Below are 16,284 nucleotides of genomic sequence, written 5' to 3' on the forward strand. Positions count from 1 at the left end.
TCAAGCGGCTGCGGCGGGGTTTGCGTGGTGTGACCACGCGGTGGCCTCGTCGTAGAGGGTGCGGGTCTTGAGGCATCCGTGGAGGGGATGCCCACGAGACGGTTGCCGAGCTGGCGCAGGGCGGGGTTGTAGCCGGCGTCGCGTGCGCGCTGCTTGTCGTAGTAGTAGCGGCGGGCGCCGGGCGAGGTGTTGATGGCGGAGAAGGCCTGCTTGTGGAGGGCGTCGGCGAGGCGGTCGTTGCGCGCGTGCCGGGCATGGACGGCGTGGGTCCTGCCGGAGGCGCGGGTGATCGGACTGGTGCCGGCGTAGTTCTTGCGGGGCTTGGCGGAGGTGTAGCGGGTGGGGTCGTCCCCGAACTCGGCCAGCACCCGGGCCCCGGTGATCTCGCCGATGCCGGGCATCGGCAGGTAGATCTCAGCGTCCGGGTGCGCGAGAAATTGCGCGCTCACTTGCTCTTCCAGCGCGGCTATCTGCTCGTTCAGTGCGATCAGCACGTTGGCGTGCGCCATCGCCGCAGCGGCATAGGCGGCAGCAACCGGGGCCGCGACGCCGAGCTGCGGCTCACGCAGGCCGGTCTGGATCGCGGCGGCCCGCTGGTCCCGGCTGCGCCGACGGTGTCTGGCCAGCACCGCGATGATCTGTGGCTTCGTCAGCTTCGCCGCCTGCTCGGGCGTCGGCGCCTTGACCAGCAGTTCCAGCGCATCGGTGCTGGTCAGCTCCAGACCCGCGTAGGCGTTCAGCGCGCCGGGGAAGTACTCGCGCAGCGAGTTCCGCAGGCGCTGGAACGCGCGGGTACGCTCCCAGATCAGGGTCTGGTGGCACGGGCGACGATCTTGACCGCCTGGGCTTGGTCGCTGTCCCCGGCGACCGGCCGCAACTGGTCGCCATCGATGCGAACCATGTCGGCCAGCGCGTGAGCGTCGCCATTGTCGCTCTTGGCCCCCGAGGTGCCGTATCGCTCCTTGAACCGCGCCGCCTGGCGGGGGTTGACCGCGTAGATGCGGTAGCCGACTGCGATCAGCGCCTGCATCCACGGGCCGCGGTCGGTCTCGATCCCGACTACCACCGGCCCGGGCTCCAGGTCCTCGCCGCCGTGCCGCGCGATGAGAGCGTGCAGCTTCGCAATGCCCTCCAAGCCCTCCGGCAGCCGGGCGGTGGCCAGCTTGCGGCCCGTCTTGTCCTGGACCTCGACGTCATGGCGGTCTTCGGCCCAGTCGTCGCCGATGAACAGCACCAGCACCGCCTTTCGCTCTCGTCCGATCATGAAGCGCAGCCCGCGGAAGGCGCGGCTCGCTCTCTAATGGATCAAGTGCTCACGCCCAACCGGCCGGCGGGCACGCCATCCCATCAGCAGTCAGGCCTCCCGGCCGACCAGCAGGGGCACGGTCTGACCTCAGAACTCGCAGTGGCTCGGAGGACTGGAGTGCTCACCTGCTGGCGGCTACGGACCGTAGTCTTCCTCACGGCCCGACAAGGCCCATTAGAGCGCTGTGAGCGATCAAGCCATTGGCACTCAAACGCGACTCACGTCCGTCTCAGGCGGCTCCTGAGCGCCGTTGAGTGCCGTTGAGTCGCGACTCAACGCAATGTGGTTCCAACACGCTCCGTCGGTGCGGCAGTCCGGTTGGGAGCTCCGGGATTGGACGACCCTCCCCCCTCTCGGAAGTCCGCTACTTCCGTTACCTCCGCTACCGTGCAGGTCAGGGGCATGATCGCGGTAGCGGATGGGGTAGCAGGTAGCGGATACGCCGCTGTCGGGTCGGTGCGGGCCAGAGAGGAAGGGCAGGAAGGACGCCCTACGGGCGACGACTTCCGGCGCCCACGGTGGCGGCCCCACAAGGCCCGTAGGCGACCGCGCGCACGATCCATGAACTTCCCCCGCCCCGGGCCGCCGCGGCGTCACCTTAAGGAGAAGCACCACCCTGCGACCCGCTTTTGTCAACGCCGGGAGACCGGTGGCTGACCTTCCCCAGGTTGCGGACTCGCCACGGCTGGACGAGAATTGATAGGGGGCGTAGGGGGCGGAGGCCGATGGGGCGCAGCGGGTAAATGCGACGCAGTCACCTCCATGATTTCCACTGATGACCCCTCGCCTCAAAAGGCAGCGTTGCGATCGTTCAGTCATGCCGTCAAAACCAAGACTGTCCTCGCACAGGGAGTACTGGCATGAAAATTGAAGATTCCCGCCAGAGTCAGAGGGCTAAACTGGCTACCAGCCTCAAGGAATACCACGACCTGCTGGCCAGCGACGAAGAGTGGTTCGCCCGCACGGCTGACGACCTCAAGCAGCTTCGTAATAGCCGTAGCCATCCGCTATCTCACCTCAGCCTTGAGGACTTTCATGAGTTCCTCGACAGTCTGGTGTTCCATGACGGTGGAATAGTTGGGGCGAACTACAAGCCGCTGATGACACTTCCTCTCACCCAAGTATTCGAGGTCTTCGAAAGCTTCGGCATTCACCGAGGGCTACTTACGAGAGCAGAAGGTGAAGACCTCGAATACAAATTGATCGCGCCAGGCGTCTGTGAGTTCTCCTTCTGGGACATCTGCTTGTGGCACACTGACGATGCCGCACGCAAGCACTACTGACGGGTGATGAGTGGCAGTTCATCGCCCCGATCCTGCCGATTGGCGCCTTCGCCTGTCGCTGGTCAGCGCGAACTCGACCACGGCGCGGGATCAGTCGGGAGCTCCCGCGGGCTACCGCGGTAGCTTCGAGGTGCGCTCGGGATGGGCTGCACCCACGTAGCGCATGGCGGTCCGCTCGGTGATGCCGAAAAGCCGCATGAGCCTGAGCGGATCGGCGCCCTCGAACGCCTCGTCCAGAATCCGGTCTTGGCGCAGGTCGTCCAGCGTCATGCCCTTGGGCAGTACCCCGCGGAGCGCGCCGATGCTGATGGCCGGCTGGTCGGGGTCGAGCGCGGACTTCTGGCTGACCAGCAGGTGGGGGTTTGTTGATCCAGGCCAGCGGTGGTGGCGGTAGGTCAGCCACTCGGCGGCCAGCCGATGGGTGAATTCCTCCAGGTAGAGGGTGTGTCGCAGCAAGCCGCGGCGGATCTCTACTGTGCCTCGGGCGAGGTCTACATCCGCGGTAAGGATCATGCGCATGTCGCGGCCGGGAACCGCGTGTACGGCAGCTAAGGCGACGGCCAGGCGCCCGACTGGGGTCCTGGCATGGTCCAGCAGTCTGGCCAACAGGTCGCTGGGCACCGAGCGCGGGATGCCCTTCAAGTCACCGACGGGCAGCTCCCGGGCAGGGTCGCGGAAGACGACCCGCTGCCGTTTCAGCGCCCTGAACAGGCTGCGCAAGGCGATGGCGAGCTGCCGCCGGGCGTGTCCGGACAGGTCGCGGACGGCGTCCTCGACCTGGTGCTGGCTGATCTCCCGCAGCGTGGTTACCCCGGTGGCGGCCCACCCGGTGAGCACCGGCTGGAGGTAGTCGAGGTAGCGGCGAATGCCGTCCCAGCCGCGGAGTTCGCCTTCTCGGCGTCCCTGGCTGCGCAGTATGTCCACCCAGGCGCGGACCTCGCTCGCGGTCGGCTGCGGCAGTGCGGCGAGCGCGGCCTCGATCGCGGTGAGGTCGGGGTCTCGGTGGAGGTCGGGGTCGTCGACGAGCAGATCACGGGCGCGCAGGAACTGGCAGACGGGCTTCGCCGCGAGGTTTGGGTCGAGCTGTGCCAGGTCGTGGACGTCACGTTCGGAGACGGGCGAGTCAGCGCCGAGCCAGTACATGACGGTGGTGAGGGTGCGGATGTTCTTGCGGTAGTCCGGGGCCTGCTGCTCCCGGCGCATCTGGCTGTACTCCTCTACGAGGAGCCGGGCCCTGGCGGTCAGCGGCAGCTCGCCGCGCGGCCGCCGCCGAAGCCGGTCGAGGACTGGGGCCCAGTCGCGTCGGAGGGTGAACAGTGCTTCCTGTCCACGGGCCGTCAGACCGGCGGGGCTCTCGTCAGGGTTATCGGCTGGCGGGTCATCGACCGGCACTGGTAGGACCGGTCCGCCCCCACCGGTCGGCAGGACGATCACCAGTTGCGTGAACCGCGACGTGGCAGGCCGGGCCTCGTCCAGGAGGCGGTACGGGTGGCAGGGGCGGCAGCGGTCGGCGCGCAGCGGGAGGTCCTCGCGGCTGCATCGTACGCACCGGCCTCGCGGGTGCCGCTCGCGCCAGTGACGGCACGGAGTACACCGGAACCCGCGGGCACCGGCGGGAATCCAGTCGTGGCACTCGCGGCACTGCCGCGGTCCGAGCGGCGGAATCGGCACCGGGGCGGTGATGTAGGGGATGCGGGCTGGCTGGTCGGCGCGGGAGAACCGCATCGGGACCGGCGCTGCTTCCAGCAGGCCGGCCTGCAGCAGGATCAGTCGCACCGCGTCCCGGTGTGTGGGCAGGTCCCGCAAGCGCGCCTCGTGGAGCCGACCGGTGCCTTCGGCCTCATTGACCGCCAGGGCAAGGCGAACCATCTCGGCAACCTGGTAGTACCAGCCCTCGCTCATGCCGTACTCGGCCGCCATCTCGACCAGGACTTCCCGGGCTCGATCCCAACCGGCCAACGGCCGGCCGATGATCGCCCGCACCGTCGCCTCGGTCAGTGTCCGCGGCGCGGTGAACAGCGCGAGCTGCCCCCGCAACCCCGGCGCCAGCACCTCCGCGCCAGCTGGGTCACGGTCCTGGTGCCTCAGCTTCGTCCGCCACGTCTTGCTCGTGCCGCGCCCGCTGCCACTCGCTCGGACCAACTTGCAGGCCCGTGTCGCGTAGTCGCGCCACGCGCCGACGATGAGCTGGACGTCTCGCGGCGCAGCCCCCGCAACTCCGAGCGCCCACTCGGCGTCGTCGAAAGCCCGGATCGCCTGCAGGCACGACTTGCACAACCCGTCGGTGTTCAGGTGCCCCTCGTGCCGGCAGCGCGGGCACACTCCGCGCTCGGGGTACGTCCGCTTCCACGCCCGGCAACCGTGGCACGTCCGGGTCCAGCGCAGCACCGACCAGCGCAGGCACATTTCGCAGCTGCGGGCGCTGCCACCCTCCTTCGCCATCCTCGTACCCCTCAGCTCGGCGGCAGGGACCGAGGGCCGCCTCCGTGGCGCCCCCGCGGCACCGGTCGCACCGGCCCCGGCGGCCGGACCTCGGCGCCGACAGCCGCCTCGCCGACGTCGCCGGACGGCTGGGCACCGGCGACCGGCTCGGCCTGCAGCAGCTCGGCGACGGTGCAGTTCAGCGCCGCGCACATCAAGTCCAGGTCGTCGAGCCGCACCGTGACCGGCGTGCCGCCCCACAACGCCGCGACCTTACTCAGCGAGGGGTTGAACCCCACCTGCTGGAAGGCGGCCAGCACTTCGGTCGGGCGCCACAGGTCGCGCTGGGCGGCCACCATTCTCAGATTCCACTTCACCGCAGGTTCCCCCTGTCCATCACCAGTCGCTTGGCCGCCCGGGAACTCGCGGCCAGGTTCGCGTGCTCCGGGTCGGCATGAGCGGTCGCCATGTACCGAAGCGTTGTGGTTGCCCAGTCGTGTCCGAGGACCTTCTGCACCTCCCACAACGTCATCCCGCGCTCGTAGTTGTGGGTCGCGCAGGCGTGCCGCAGCAAGTGCGGGAACAGGTCGCTGACCGGCCCGGTCAGGTAGGCGCCAGCTGCTTGGTGCAGCGCTCGCCGGAACGTCGAGGGGACGATCGCCGGCGCGATCGGCAGGTTCAGCGCGGCAACCGCGGTGGGCTTGCGCTCCGACGGCCACAACGGCGCCTTCGGGTGTTCGGCGTCGTCGCCGAACTCGCCGCGGATCTCCTCGATGTACCACCACAGCAGGGCGCGCCCCTCCTGGAACATGTACGCCTCGCGCGGCCGGGGCCCCGACCCGCGGGCACCCTTGCCGAACACGACGAAGCGGCCCCATTGGCCGTGCTCCCAGTGCAGATCGCCCATGCACACCCCGCACAGCTCGGCCGCCCGGAGGCCAGACAGGTACGCGACCTTCGTCATCACGTAGTCGCGGCAGGCAACCAGGTACTTCCGGGCGTTCGGCAGGTCCTCGCGCCAGCGGCCGAAGAAGTCACGCAGCGCCGTCTGCGACGGCGGGATTCGCAGCCCGAAGTCGCCGCGGTGACGCGGTTGGTTGAACGGGTCGATGGGCGACTCGACGTTGTGGCCGAAGCGGCGCAGGATCTCGCCGGCGTAGCGCTGTTCGAGGAACGCGAAGTAGGCGTCGATCTTGTTGATCTTGCCGCGCAGCGTGGACGGGGCGCGCTTCCCGGGCCCGGCGAAGTACCGGTCGACCTCTCTGGCGGTGAGCTGCCACGGCACCGTGCCGTAGAACTCGCAGACCTCCACCACCGGCTTGATCAGCCCGTCCAGCGTCGTCGGTGCCAATCCGGCGGCGTCTCTCGCCCACTGGTACTCCGACAGCGTGTCGAGGAAGAAGCTCTCCTCGTCGTACACGGAGATGCGCGCCTGACGACGCCGTTGCAGCGTTACGACGTCCGCAAGCCCCGTCTCGACTGAGACCGCGGCCGGGTCCACCGGCACGGCTGGCTCCGGCCCGGGGCGCACGATCGTCAGCACGCGAGTTTCGGAATCTGGCACGAAGCCGCACATTACGGGGATTGCTCGCAGATTCTGCGAGTTACTGCTGAGATCTCACACCATCGAGTGATGGTCCAGGACAGGCCGGTCTACGTGCTGAGATGCGGCTTCGCAGCGAGCCGACGGCCCACCAGAACCCGCGCGTACTCCACTAACGAAGTGGGCTGGCCACTGCTCGGCGGCGTTCCGGATCGCAGCGACACCACGCCGCTGCAGCCGCCCCTGGAGCCGCTCGAAGGCCAGTCGGCCGCCCTCCCATACGACCACTTCCCCGTCCAGGGCGGTCGCATCCGGCAACTGAGCGGCCCCGGAGTACAGCTCAGGGAAGAACGGCACGAGGTCGGTGCCCTGGCGAGAGCGCAGCACCAGGTTCCGCGTCGAGGGAGAGCAGTGCTCGCCAGCCGTCCCACTTCACCTCGGCAGCCCACCCCTCGGGCAGCTCCGGGTCGGCTACAGGGGTCGCGAGCATCGGCTCCGACAGCATCCACATGCGCCATCCCTTCCACGCTGGCGCCAGTCCGCCGTCAGTCGAGCAGCCCGAGTTCCGTGTCCGGGCGGCAGTGGACACGCGGCGCCACGTTCTGCCGCAGAGCATCGAGGGCCTGCTCCCGGCTGACCGGCTGGCACCGGCCGCTCTTGGCCGCCGCCCAGTACTCGCCGGTGTGCATGGCGTCGAGGTTCGCCCGGTTCAAGCCGTAGTGGATCAGCCAAGCCGGAGGCGGCGGCCACCGCCCCTCTCCCGTACGGCGCTCGGCCTCGCGCCGCTCCTCGGCAGCGATCCAACCGTCGATCTGGCTCAGCGCCGCCGTCGCCTGCTGCACCACGACGCGGTGCGCGCGAAGTGAAGCAGGTCGACACGCGATGGCTGGTCGTTCACATGTTGGCGGTGGTGGCGGCGAGCGTGAGCGTCCGCCGCAGCATCCCGTCCCAGCTCGGAGTCACCATCGCCAAGCTCACGCGCTCGTTCACCGAGGCAGGGCAGGAGGCGGGCAGCCGCCTTCTTCCGACCCGGCGCAACCTGGACTGCCCACGCGCGATCAAGAAACCGGATCGCTGGCTCGTCCTGAGAACCCGTTCCAGACGCGACATGGTCCAGCCCGGCCGATGGGCCCATAACCCAACCGCGAAGGCGAAGAGCAGTCGCGGGGCTGGCGGCCGGCGCTGAAGGGAACACAGGCCGTTTCACCGCCCTGACCTCGTCATATCCCCAAAGCAGGGCGGCGACCGTCTCCTAAGCTCTGGCCGTGGACGGATACCAGGGACTGACCGCATTGATCGAATCGGCCTGGGAGGGGCTGAACGGCTCCGATGCTGGCCGCCGGGACCTCTGCCTCGATGTTGTCAGCGACGTGCTGGAGATCGGGCCGTCTGACGCCGGATGACGCCGAGCGGGCCGTTGAGCGCCTCGTCAGGGTCGCGCTTTCTGAGGAGGGCTACCCGGTGCGGGAGTCAGCGCTGCACGCAGCCTGCACCGCCTCCACACACTACGAACTTCCCTACCGGGTGGTGGAGCCGCTCGCCGTCGGTGCGGATGGCTTCGAACCCTTGCTCCTGGACTACGTGCTGGCAATCCTCGGTTCGACTCACGACCAGGCGGCACTGCCGATTGTCGAGCGGTTCCTTCGCCACCCCCACCCCGAGGTCCGAAGGGAAGCGGCAGAGTCAGTGAACGAACTGCGCTGGAGCCAGGAGTCGACCGAGACGGCCCAGTAGCTCTGGGGCTCGGCCCGTACGGCAACTGCATTGGCTGGCGAAGGCCCCTGGCAGCCACCGGCCGCCGCAAATACGCATGACTCAGCCGTATGACCAGGCGGTGTTGTAGCTGCTGGATCGGGCGAGGCGGCGCTGTTCACGGCGCTGTCCGCGCTGGGGGGACTCCGCCGGGCAGGCGAGGGCGGGATTGGCGGGTGTGCAAATCATCTGGCTCGGCTAATGACTGCCATGGCGGCAGCCAGAGGTCTCTTGCCGGGTACTGCTGACTGCCCGGCTGCCCGTCACAGAAGCCCAACACCGCAGGAACTCCCAGCCCATCGGGGAGCGCCCTTTCTGGTCCTTACCCCTGAGTGCCTCGGCTGCGTGGTACCAGGGGCCTTCGCCGGCCCCTGGACCCCGCTGCCCCGCAACTTTCCGGCGCGCATCCTTTTCGTTGTGGTCGACGCAGTTCGCGCCGGAAAGCAGCGGGGTCGTGTCGGCACACGTCGTGACGTGACAGCCCGCCAACCTGGCACCAGGACCGCCTTAGCCTGCGGGTTTGACTGTGGGCCACGTGTGCAGGGTTCGGGTTCGATTGGTTGCGGATGCGGTGGGCGTTACCTGATGGGAGCGGACTCACCACCGATCGGCTCAGGAGTTATGCCGCCCCGCCCGTACCGGTGGAAAGGGGCAGACGATGCAGCTCCTGTACGAGATAAGAGAGCCCCACTGCGGATTGACCCCTGACCAGCACAAACACCTCGACTGGCCAAGACTGCAGGAACTGCCAGACGGTTCCGCCGACCGTTGAGGGCGATCCGCAGACATGAGGACACAGATCTCCCTGCCGTGGTGCCCAGTCACACCAGCAGCGCATCACGTTCTTCCAGACCGGCATAGCGATCTGACGATCTGGCACCACGATCACACCGCCTGAGTGCCACGATCCTGCAGCAGCGCCAGATTGACGTGACGTACATGAGGCGATGTCGGCGCAGTCGGCGTCCCGGCCCTCGATCCTGAGCACGGCATCAGGCGACACGGCCCACAGGCGGAGTTGATTGACCTCCTGCTCATGTACGTTAAGTTCATATGGTCGCGTCGCGGCCGTCCCTCGTGAACCACCCATCAACCCGTGCACGGAGGGCCCGTTGGGAGCAGTACGCAGACTGGTCGACGCCGATACTGGCGAGCCGGTCCCCTATGCGCCGTATGCCTTTTCTGGCCGGCACACCCAGGTGGACAAGGCCCGCGTCGAGGCGATCACCGAATCCAAGGCCTTCACGCCCAGCCAGAAGTTCCTTGTCCTGTGGTGGATCGGTGTCTCACCTGAAGGCATGGAGCCGCTGAGGGCCACGGGAGCGGACATCGCCAAGCGGGTAGGTATGTCCACCGACGCTGTCGGGAAGATCAACAGGAAGCTGGCGAAGCACCGAATCCTGGTCATCCGCGGACGCATCGGCAACTACAACTTCTACCGGATCAGCCCCTACATCGCCTTCCACGGAACGGGTGTCGAGCAGCGCGAAGCGGTGAAGACCTGCAACCCGCCGGATATCCCCGGTTTCAACGAGAACGCCCCTGCGCGGTGGGAGGCCCAGAGATGAACGGCGACGACAAGCAGAAGAACCTCAAGCTGCTCGAGACGACAGCCGGAATGACGGCCAACCAGCGCCTCGTCGTCATGCTGTATGCACTGCATCCGACCGATCGCTCCGGCGCGGTTCTCGAGACCGCTGCCAACTTGGCCAAGCTTGTCGGTATGGCCGCCCCTGTCTTCTCACGCACCCGCAAGCAGGTCATCGAAGCCGGATGGCTCGAGGAGACCGAGAGGATCGGCCACATCAAGTACTACCGACTTGATCCCAAGCGTCTGGGCGAAAACGTCGTCGTCCCGCTCCGTCGGGCGACCTGAGTCCCTGAGACCGTTCCTCATGTACGTCACGTTAATGAGGAACGGTCGGTGGGACGCCCACATTGACCCCGAGGACATTGCGCGACGGCACTAGGAGAGCCCCAGTCCGGAGCACACGCGGGACATGCTGAATGACGCGAGGGACATCGTCGGCCGCGCCCCGTGATCCTTCCCGCCGTTCGACAGCCGCGACATCGAGGGCGAGGACTGTCCGAGCGGCCGTACACCGACAGTTGACCGCTGCCCACTGGACCAACTGACCGGCCCGCTGCTGCACATCAGTGTCGTCCTCGGGCTGCGGTGTACCGCGCGGTGGGACGGTCAGCTCCCTGATCAGGCGGCGCCAAGCGCCCAAGATGCAGTCTGCTCATGCCCAGCCCTCTGTCGCGCAGGTGAAACGACAGAGAGTCGTCTTCACTGCCAGGGTCGGCGCTTGTCAGTTCTCCAAGAATCGGGATCAGGCTCGGGTGACGCCTTCTCGTCCTCAGGAATCCCAACCGGGATCATGACGGCGAGTCCTGAGAACAGAGCCAGGAAGACGAAAGGCCACGCGACGAACACAGCTAGAAGAAGCCATATGACCACGAACAGGTAGCACACCTGCTCCCACATCTGACGCTTCTTAGTCTTCATGGCGCGCTCCCACTCGAAGCCACTACTTCGCAGGATATGCCCCTGTAAGTGGGAATTCTCGTCCAATCAACCATGCGCACCGCGGCCTGCTGGCCCGGCATCCGCCCTATGAGCGTCCCGGGCCGCAGGCCTGACGGTCACTGACGGCATCCTGCGCGTCTGGCTGAAGAGCGCCGGTCGCCCTTCTCCTCGGCCGCAACTCGGAGGTCCTACCGGGGACCTATCGCCATCGACAATGACTGCGAACTCGTCCAGCTCGCCGAGCACCGTCGCTGGCCGTGGCACCGCCAGCGACGCCACGGATCCTCCGTGACTGCCGGCGACGGTCTCCACCACGCGGTCCAGGCCGTCGCCCACAGGCACAACCTCGAGCTCGCATCCTGACCACAAGACCGCGGTCACGGGCTCTGTCCTGCCTGAAAACAGCCTGGAGTAACACCCTCAACGAATAGCAATGCGATAAACGCATAGCGCGTGAGATTTCGGTGGTATAGTCAACGACATGGCTATGAGTCTTGAGGAGCGTGTGCGGTCGGCAGTGGCGGCGCTCCTCCACGCGGCCGGCGAGTCGCAGACCGAACTCGCCGCCGCCCTGGGGGTGAGCCAAGCGCAAGTGAGCCGCCGTCAGTCCGGCACCGCAACCTGGAGTCTGACCGACTGCGAAGTGGTCGCCGCCCACTACGGCATCGACGTTCTCGAGCTCCTGGCAGGACCCACCCGCGCCACCGAAGCGCTGCCCGCCACGCGCCGCCGCACCCCCGGTCGACAGGCCGGCACGCCACGTCCCGCGGCCCTCGAAGGAGGCGCAGGATGACGGACTTCGGCGCGATCGACGCCCTGCTCGCTGGCGCCAAGAAGGAGGTGCCGCTGCCGCCCGCCGAGGAGCGGCGCACCTTGCGCGAGGAGCTCCACCTGTCACGCGCCCAGCTCGCCCATGTATTGGGCGTCAGCCCGTCCACGGTCGGGGGCTGGGAGGCGGGGCGCGACCCGAGCAGCGAAGTACGCGAGAAGTACGCGTACTTCCTCGAGGGGGCAAAGGCGAAACTGGCCGCCGCAGCAGCCGAGACACTGCAGGCGGCAGAGGAAGTGCCGGCGGAGGAGCCAGAGGACGAGGGGCGCGCGGACGCCGAGCCGGCCGCCGGCGGCCAGGACGAGGACGTCGACGTGCTCGCCGCCCCGCAGCCGTGCGTGCTGTGCGGGCAGCCGGCCCGTCACCAGGTCGCCGGATTCCCCCAGCACCTGAACCCCGCGGAGTGCAGCAACGACGCACCACCCGCCGACACCAACCCGCCCGCGGTCCCAGAGAAGCGTGCGCCGCGCCCAGAACCCGGGCGCGCCCAGCCCCCGGCGCAGCAGAGGCAGACGGGACGCGGCGTCAAGGTCGTGCCCGTCGGCCGCCGCATGCAGACCGCCGATACCCCGGGCCTGATTGGCTCAGCCGTCGCGGCCGCAGTCGCGGAACACTCCGGCGACGTGGAAGCCGCCACCGCGGCGCTGATCAAGCGGGCGATCCCGGACGCGATGGCGCTCTTGGATCAGACCCGCAAGGGCGGCCGCTACGACATCGTGGCGCACCCATGGCTGCCCGACATCCTGCGCAAGCAGACCTCCCGGGGCGCCGACCAGGTCTGGGAGGCGCGCCCCAAGTGGGCCCGCCCCGAACTGTCGCCCGGCGAGCACGAGGTGACCGCGCTCGATATCAACGGCGCATACCTCTCCGCCCTCAAAACCCACCTGCCGATCGGCCAGCTGGAACACTCCACCGGCAACCACCACGACCGGCGCCGCGCCGGCCTCCACCTGATCACCCCACCCGCCTGGGAACACGACGCCGTGCTACCCAACCCGATCGGCAGCCGCGACGAGCCGGGCCCGCTGTGGGTGACCGAACCGACCCTGCGCCTGCTCCTGCGGGTCTCCGGGCCGAAGTACGGCCTGTGCGACCCACCGGAGATCCACGAGTCCTGGACCTCCGGCGCGACAGAGGGCCTGCTGGAGAAGTTCCGCGTCGCCCTCAAGGACGCCCGCGACCGGGCGATCACCGAAGACGACGAGGTGACGCTCGAATACGTCAAGGCGATGTACTCGAAGTTCGTCTCCACGCTGGGGGAGTCGAACTACAACCGGGAGCTGTACCGCACCGACTGGATGCACCTCATCCGCTCGCAGGCCTTCGCCAACCTGTGGTGGAAGGCCCACCGCGCCTACGACCAGGGCCTGATGGTGGTTAAGGCGATGGGCACCGACGAACTCCACGTCATCGGTGACTGGCAGGCCGTGTTCGCGGAAGGGCGCGGCCTGACCGAGGTGAAAGTCAAAGACGTCTACACCGTCGGAACCGACCCCCACCCCACCAACGCCGACTGAACGGGCCACACAACCCCTCAGCGCCTCCGCACAGCGCCGATCACCTGCGCCCGCGTCAATCCCCGTAGAGTGATCCACCGACCCGAGGACCGGAAGAGATGCCTGAGCGGAACATCGAGTTCGGCAAGTACGGCGCCCGCGGCATCAAGGGCCACGAGGCCGTCGCCCGTCAGCTGGACGCCCTCGCCGGCTACATCGCCACGCCCGTCACCGCCCCCCGCGGCCTGCTGGCCCGCCTGCACTACCTCACCCGCACCGATCACGCCCGCGCCGCGGCCCGGGCCGCCGGTCTGACCGTCACCGACCGGACCCTGCGCGCCTGGCTCGACGGCCGCCGCACGCCCTCGCGGCGCAACCTGGAGCGCATCGAGAGGGCGTACCGCACCGTGCGGCGCGAGAACGTCGCCCGCTACCTGACCGCCCGCCTCAACCGCGCCGGCCGCGGCACCCGCGTGGAGATCCACCCGCTCAACCAGTCCGGCGTCGACCGGCCCCGCCAGCGCGTCGTAGAGTTCCGTACCCTCAACGTGAGCCGCTGGGACCGCATCGTCGCCGCCTGGGCGGCCGGCGACGAACGGGAACTGGACGAGGCCTGGGTCGACCAGGTCGTCGACCTCGGCTCGCAGTGGGGCCAGTACGAATACGTCACCAACGTCGGCTTCGCCGCCTGACTGAGCCCACCAGTACCCGAGGCCGCTCGTCATCGGCCAGCGTCCGCCCGAGCCGGTCCACGACGTCATCAGAGAGCCAAGGGCATGCAGCCTCCTTAATAGGGCTAACTCCGCGGGTCGGATGTTGCTGGGTATGTCGTCAAAAGTGCTGCCTCATGGCCGATCCAGCGCTAGCGTGGTTGGAGCGACGGCCTTTGGAGCGTCGCAGCCCTCGCCTGAGGGAGCAGGAATGGCACGAGGTCCCCCCAGCACGAAAAGGGACCGGCGCCGAAAGGCGCTACTTCTATCTAAGGACGTGATGCCTATAATGAGCACATAATGAATAGGGGAAGAAATGCCCGCACCGATACTGCCCCCTGCCAGAAAGCTGGTAGTGGTGGCCCTGTTCCTCGCGGCACTGACCGCCGCTTTTGCAGTCGGTATCGTGTCGTATGCTGGAGCTCATATCCTTATGACCGCACTAGCCTGGGCCGGAGGCGCGTTCGCCTTCGTCATCACGGCCGGTCCACCAGTTATCAAACTGTGGGTTAGCGGTCCCTGAGTCCGGGACCCCGGCATCTCCGGGGTCCCTTTTTTGCGTCCGAGTCACAGACAGAGGTCTTCGTAATCGAGATCATCAGGCCGCGAGAACTTCTCACCAATCGCGCCGTCGGCGGCGAGCTTGATCGACCTCCCACCGATCAGCCTGCGAGTGAACCCCCGGCAGACCCTCCGAATGGTCGCGAGGGAGTGAAGGACCTCGGCTTTTTGGGCGAACTCACAGAGTGCACTCACCTACTTGGCCCACGCCATAGGGCAGTACTCCGCACCTCGGCCTTCCATTAATTGCATGGCAGAACCCGAAAAGCGACAGGATGACGCTGAGCGAGTTTCACTCGGTGAAAGGTTCGACAGGTTCACGAAGCGTACCATGATTTTCGTCATCCTGCTCTTCGTCGCGAGCGTAATTACTTCCGTCGGAGCCGTGATTACCACCGCAGAGAGTATCACCCAATGGTATAATCGACATTATAAATGGCAAGAAGAAGAATACGGCCGACTCTCAACGCTGCGCGCCGGATTTCTGTTTCAAAAGTTTCGAGAACAACTCGGTCAACCATCGTACAGTGCGCCCCTAGTGAAGAATTTTAGACAATACACCTTTCAGCGCCGCGGGTATTGGGTTGACGCCATCACGAACCCGGGAGAAACGGTGGTGGCATATGCTGTTACATCCTGCCGGTCAGACTTCAACCCAACCTTCACTTATCCTGCAGGCGGGGCTCATTCCCGGAAGATGGTTTTGAACAAGAGTACACTTTCTGAGATCCTGAGCGGAAACTCTAATGTCCAGAAGATGCGAATTGCACCCGCCGTCGCCACCAACCGGGCCTACGTGTTCATTGTCCTTGCTGGCGGCAATCCTACCAAATATAGGCAGTTTGCCGCAGGGATGAACGACACATGCAAATGGCACTCTAAGGGATCGAAAATTCCAATGGTTGACGCTTGGGCGCAGTGGGCCCTAGAGAACCCAAAGCCTCCCGGTGCGAATACTGAAACATTTGATATTTCTGCACTAGACAGATCAGCTCGCGTCCTGGCGGCACAATCTATCCCGAATACCTACGCAGAAACGGCACCGTTCGTTGATATCTTGGCGCTCTATCCAGATCAGATCGGCGTCGACAGAATCGCGGTTCGATGACTTAATCCAGCGCGATCATTCTGTCCGCGGTCATGCTGCCCGCCGCGACACTCATGGCCACGACTCGCCTCCGATTCCCCTACCGGACTCCCTACCGCCTTCCCTACCAGAGCCGCTATCGCCACGTTCGGCAGGCTACGCAGGGTTTTCCCTGGTCAAAACCTTTGGTCAGGGGCGGCCACGGGTCCCGACAACCCTTTGTCTCTCTCCTTTGACCCACCCGCTTGTGTCAGTGAGGGGTGGTAGTGGTGGCGGGGTGGGAATGGAGATCCGTCGGGGTGAGGTGGCGCGGCCGGTCGTGGGCCCCGTGGAGGGGGCGCGTCGGGAGAGGGAGGACGAAGCGGCAGTGCGTCACCGGGCGCCTTCGGCGAAGGGGACCGGATCGGGTACGACACCGTGGGCTGCGGCCGGTGAACCTTCACCGCCGGAACATCATCGAAGCGGATCGGATACGACACCGCCGGCCGCGGAGGCTGCTCGGCTCCGCTGCTCACCGAGACGTTGCCATTGCCTAACCCCCCGCGGCTAACGTCACCACCGCGAAGATCGTCATCTCCCGTCGTGCGCCCAGCGCGATAGCCACGGATCGGTGTCCCGTCGGAACGTGCGGCCGCACCCAATGCAAGCCTCCCCCTAGTCATGAATTCCTCCTGCAACCGCTCATGGTGACAGCAGGAACTGACAACCGGTCAGGAGATCACCACACAGGGTGATTAAGGAAGGCGGGAACCGGCCAGGACGGTAC

15 protein-coding genes and 1 pseudogene are annotated in these 16,284 nt (G+C 66.8%); 10 read left to right on the forward strand and 6 right to left on the reverse strand.

Translation table 11 applies throughout. The annotated features are described in order from the left end of the window. Positions 1–1,234, reverse strand: a pseudogene (locus ACIGDI_RS40040) (IS110 family transposase). Between the two features lie 932 nt (positions 1,235–2,166). Between ACIGDI_RS40040 and ACIGDI_RS40045 the strand changes: the two are divergent. Further along, entirely contained in the window at positions 2,167–2,589 is a 423-nt protein-coding gene (locus ACIGDI_RS40045; RefSeq protein ID WP_399907329.1) for a hypothetical protein, read from the forward strand. A 111-nt stretch (positions 2,590–2,700) separates the two neighbouring features. On the opposite strand, the gene ACIGDI_RS40050 is transcribed toward ACIGDI_RS40045, so the two are convergent. The 4 genes from ACIGDI_RS40050 to ACIGDI_RS40065 form a co-directional block, all read right to left on the reverse strand. Further along, a complete protein-coding gene (locus tag ACIGDI_RS40050) occupies positions 2,701–5,031 on the reverse strand; it encodes a hypothetical protein (RefSeq protein WP_399907330.1) in 2,331 nt (776 codons plus the stop codon). A gap of 11 nt (positions 5,032–5,042) precedes the next feature. Next, a complete protein-coding gene (locus ACIGDI_RS40055; RefSeq protein ID WP_399907332.1) occupies positions 5,043–5,387 on the reverse strand; it encodes a helix-turn-helix domain-containing protein in 345 nt (114 codons plus the stop codon). Further along, complete coding sequence (locus ACIGDI_RS40060; RefSeq protein ID WP_399907392.1) at positions 5,384–6,511, reverse strand: tyrosine-type recombinase/integrase; 1,128 nt, start codon at positions 6,509–6,511, stop codon at positions 5,384–5,386. The genes ACIGDI_RS40055 and ACIGDI_RS40060 overlap by 4 nt, the downstream gene beginning before the upstream one ends. Positions 6,512–7,098: 587 nt before the next feature. Next, positions 7,099–7,395: a DUF6233 domain-containing protein gene (locus ACIGDI_RS40065; protein ID WP_399907334.1), complete on the reverse strand. Its 297-nt coding sequence runs from the start codon at positions 7,393–7,395 to the stop codon at positions 7,099–7,101. A 20-nt stretch (positions 7,396–7,415) separates the two neighbouring features. Here ACIGDI_RS40065 and ACIGDI_RS40070 point away from each other — a divergent pair, with 20 nt between their 5' ends. From ACIGDI_RS40070 to ACIGDI_RS40090, 5 genes are all read left to right on the forward strand, one after another. After that, positions 7,416–7,739: a hypothetical protein gene (locus tag ACIGDI_RS40070; RefSeq protein WP_399907336.1), complete on the forward strand. Its 324-nt coding sequence runs from the start codon at positions 7,416–7,418 to the stop codon at positions 7,737–7,739. Positions 7,740–7,818: 79 nt separating this feature from the next. Further along, positions 7,819–7,956, forward strand: coding sequence for a hypothetical protein (locus ACIGDI_RS40075; protein ID WP_399907338.1), 138 nt, complete (start codon positions 7,819–7,821; stop codon positions 7,954–7,956). Positions 7,957–8,014: 58 nt separating this feature from the next. Then, positions 8,015–8,287: a HEAT repeat domain-containing protein gene (locus tag ACIGDI_RS40080; protein ID WP_399907340.1), complete on the forward strand. Its 273-nt coding sequence runs from the start codon at positions 8,015–8,017 to the stop codon at positions 8,285–8,287. Positions 8,288–9,417: 1,130 nt separating this feature from the next. Then, entirely contained in the window at positions 9,418–9,873 is a 456-nt protein-coding gene (locus ACIGDI_RS40085) for a MarR family transcriptional regulator (protein WP_399907342.1), read from the forward strand. After that, a complete protein-coding gene (locus ACIGDI_RS40090) occupies positions 9,870–10,181 on the forward strand; it encodes a replication initiation protein, RepL2 (protein ID WP_399907343.1) in 312 nt (103 codons plus the stop codon). Before ACIGDI_RS40085 ends, ACIGDI_RS40090 begins: the two co-directional genes overlap by 4 nt. Before the next feature lie 414 nt (positions 10,182–10,595). Here the strand turns inward: ACIGDI_RS40090 and ACIGDI_RS40095 are convergent, their stop codons facing one another. Then, entirely contained in the window at positions 10,596–10,814 is a 219-nt protein-coding gene (locus ACIGDI_RS40095; protein WP_399907345.1) for a hypothetical protein, read from the reverse strand. A gap of 502 nt (positions 10,815–11,316) precedes the next feature. On the opposite strand from ACIGDI_RS40095, the gene ACIGDI_RS40100 reads away from it, so the two are divergent. The 4 genes from ACIGDI_RS40100 (at position 11,317) to ACIGDI_RS40115 (ending at position 15,539) form a co-directional block, all read left to right on the forward strand. Continuing rightward, positions 11,317–11,628, forward strand: a complete 312-nt coding sequence (locus ACIGDI_RS40100; RefSeq protein WP_399907347.1) for a helix-turn-helix transcriptional regulator — start codon at positions 11,317–11,319, stop codon at positions 11,626–11,628. Next, positions 11,625–13,181: a helix-turn-helix domain-containing protein gene (locus ACIGDI_RS40105; RefSeq protein WP_399907349.1), complete on the forward strand. Its 1,557-nt coding sequence runs from the start codon at positions 11,625–11,627 to the stop codon at positions 13,179–13,181. The genes ACIGDI_RS40100 and ACIGDI_RS40105 overlap by 4 nt, the downstream gene beginning before the upstream one ends. Before the next feature lie 98 nt (positions 13,182–13,279). Further along, positions 13,280–13,852, forward strand: coding sequence for a transcriptional regulator (locus ACIGDI_RS40110; RefSeq protein ID WP_399907351.1), 573 nt, complete (start codon positions 13,280–13,282; stop codon positions 13,850–13,852). A gap of 910 nt (positions 13,853–14,762) precedes the next feature. After that, a complete protein-coding gene (locus tag ACIGDI_RS40115; protein ID WP_399907353.1) occupies positions 14,763–15,539 on the forward strand; it encodes an ETEC_3214 domain-containing protein in 777 nt (258 codons plus the stop codon). Positions 15,540–16,284 lie beyond the last annotated feature (745 nt).

Origin of the sequence: Streptomyces sp. NPDC085900 (assembly GCF_044540925.1) — a bacterium.
GTDB classification, from domain to species: domain Bacteria; phylum Actinomycetota; class Actinomycetes; order Streptomycetales; family Streptomycetaceae; genus Streptomyces; species Streptomyces gilvifuscus.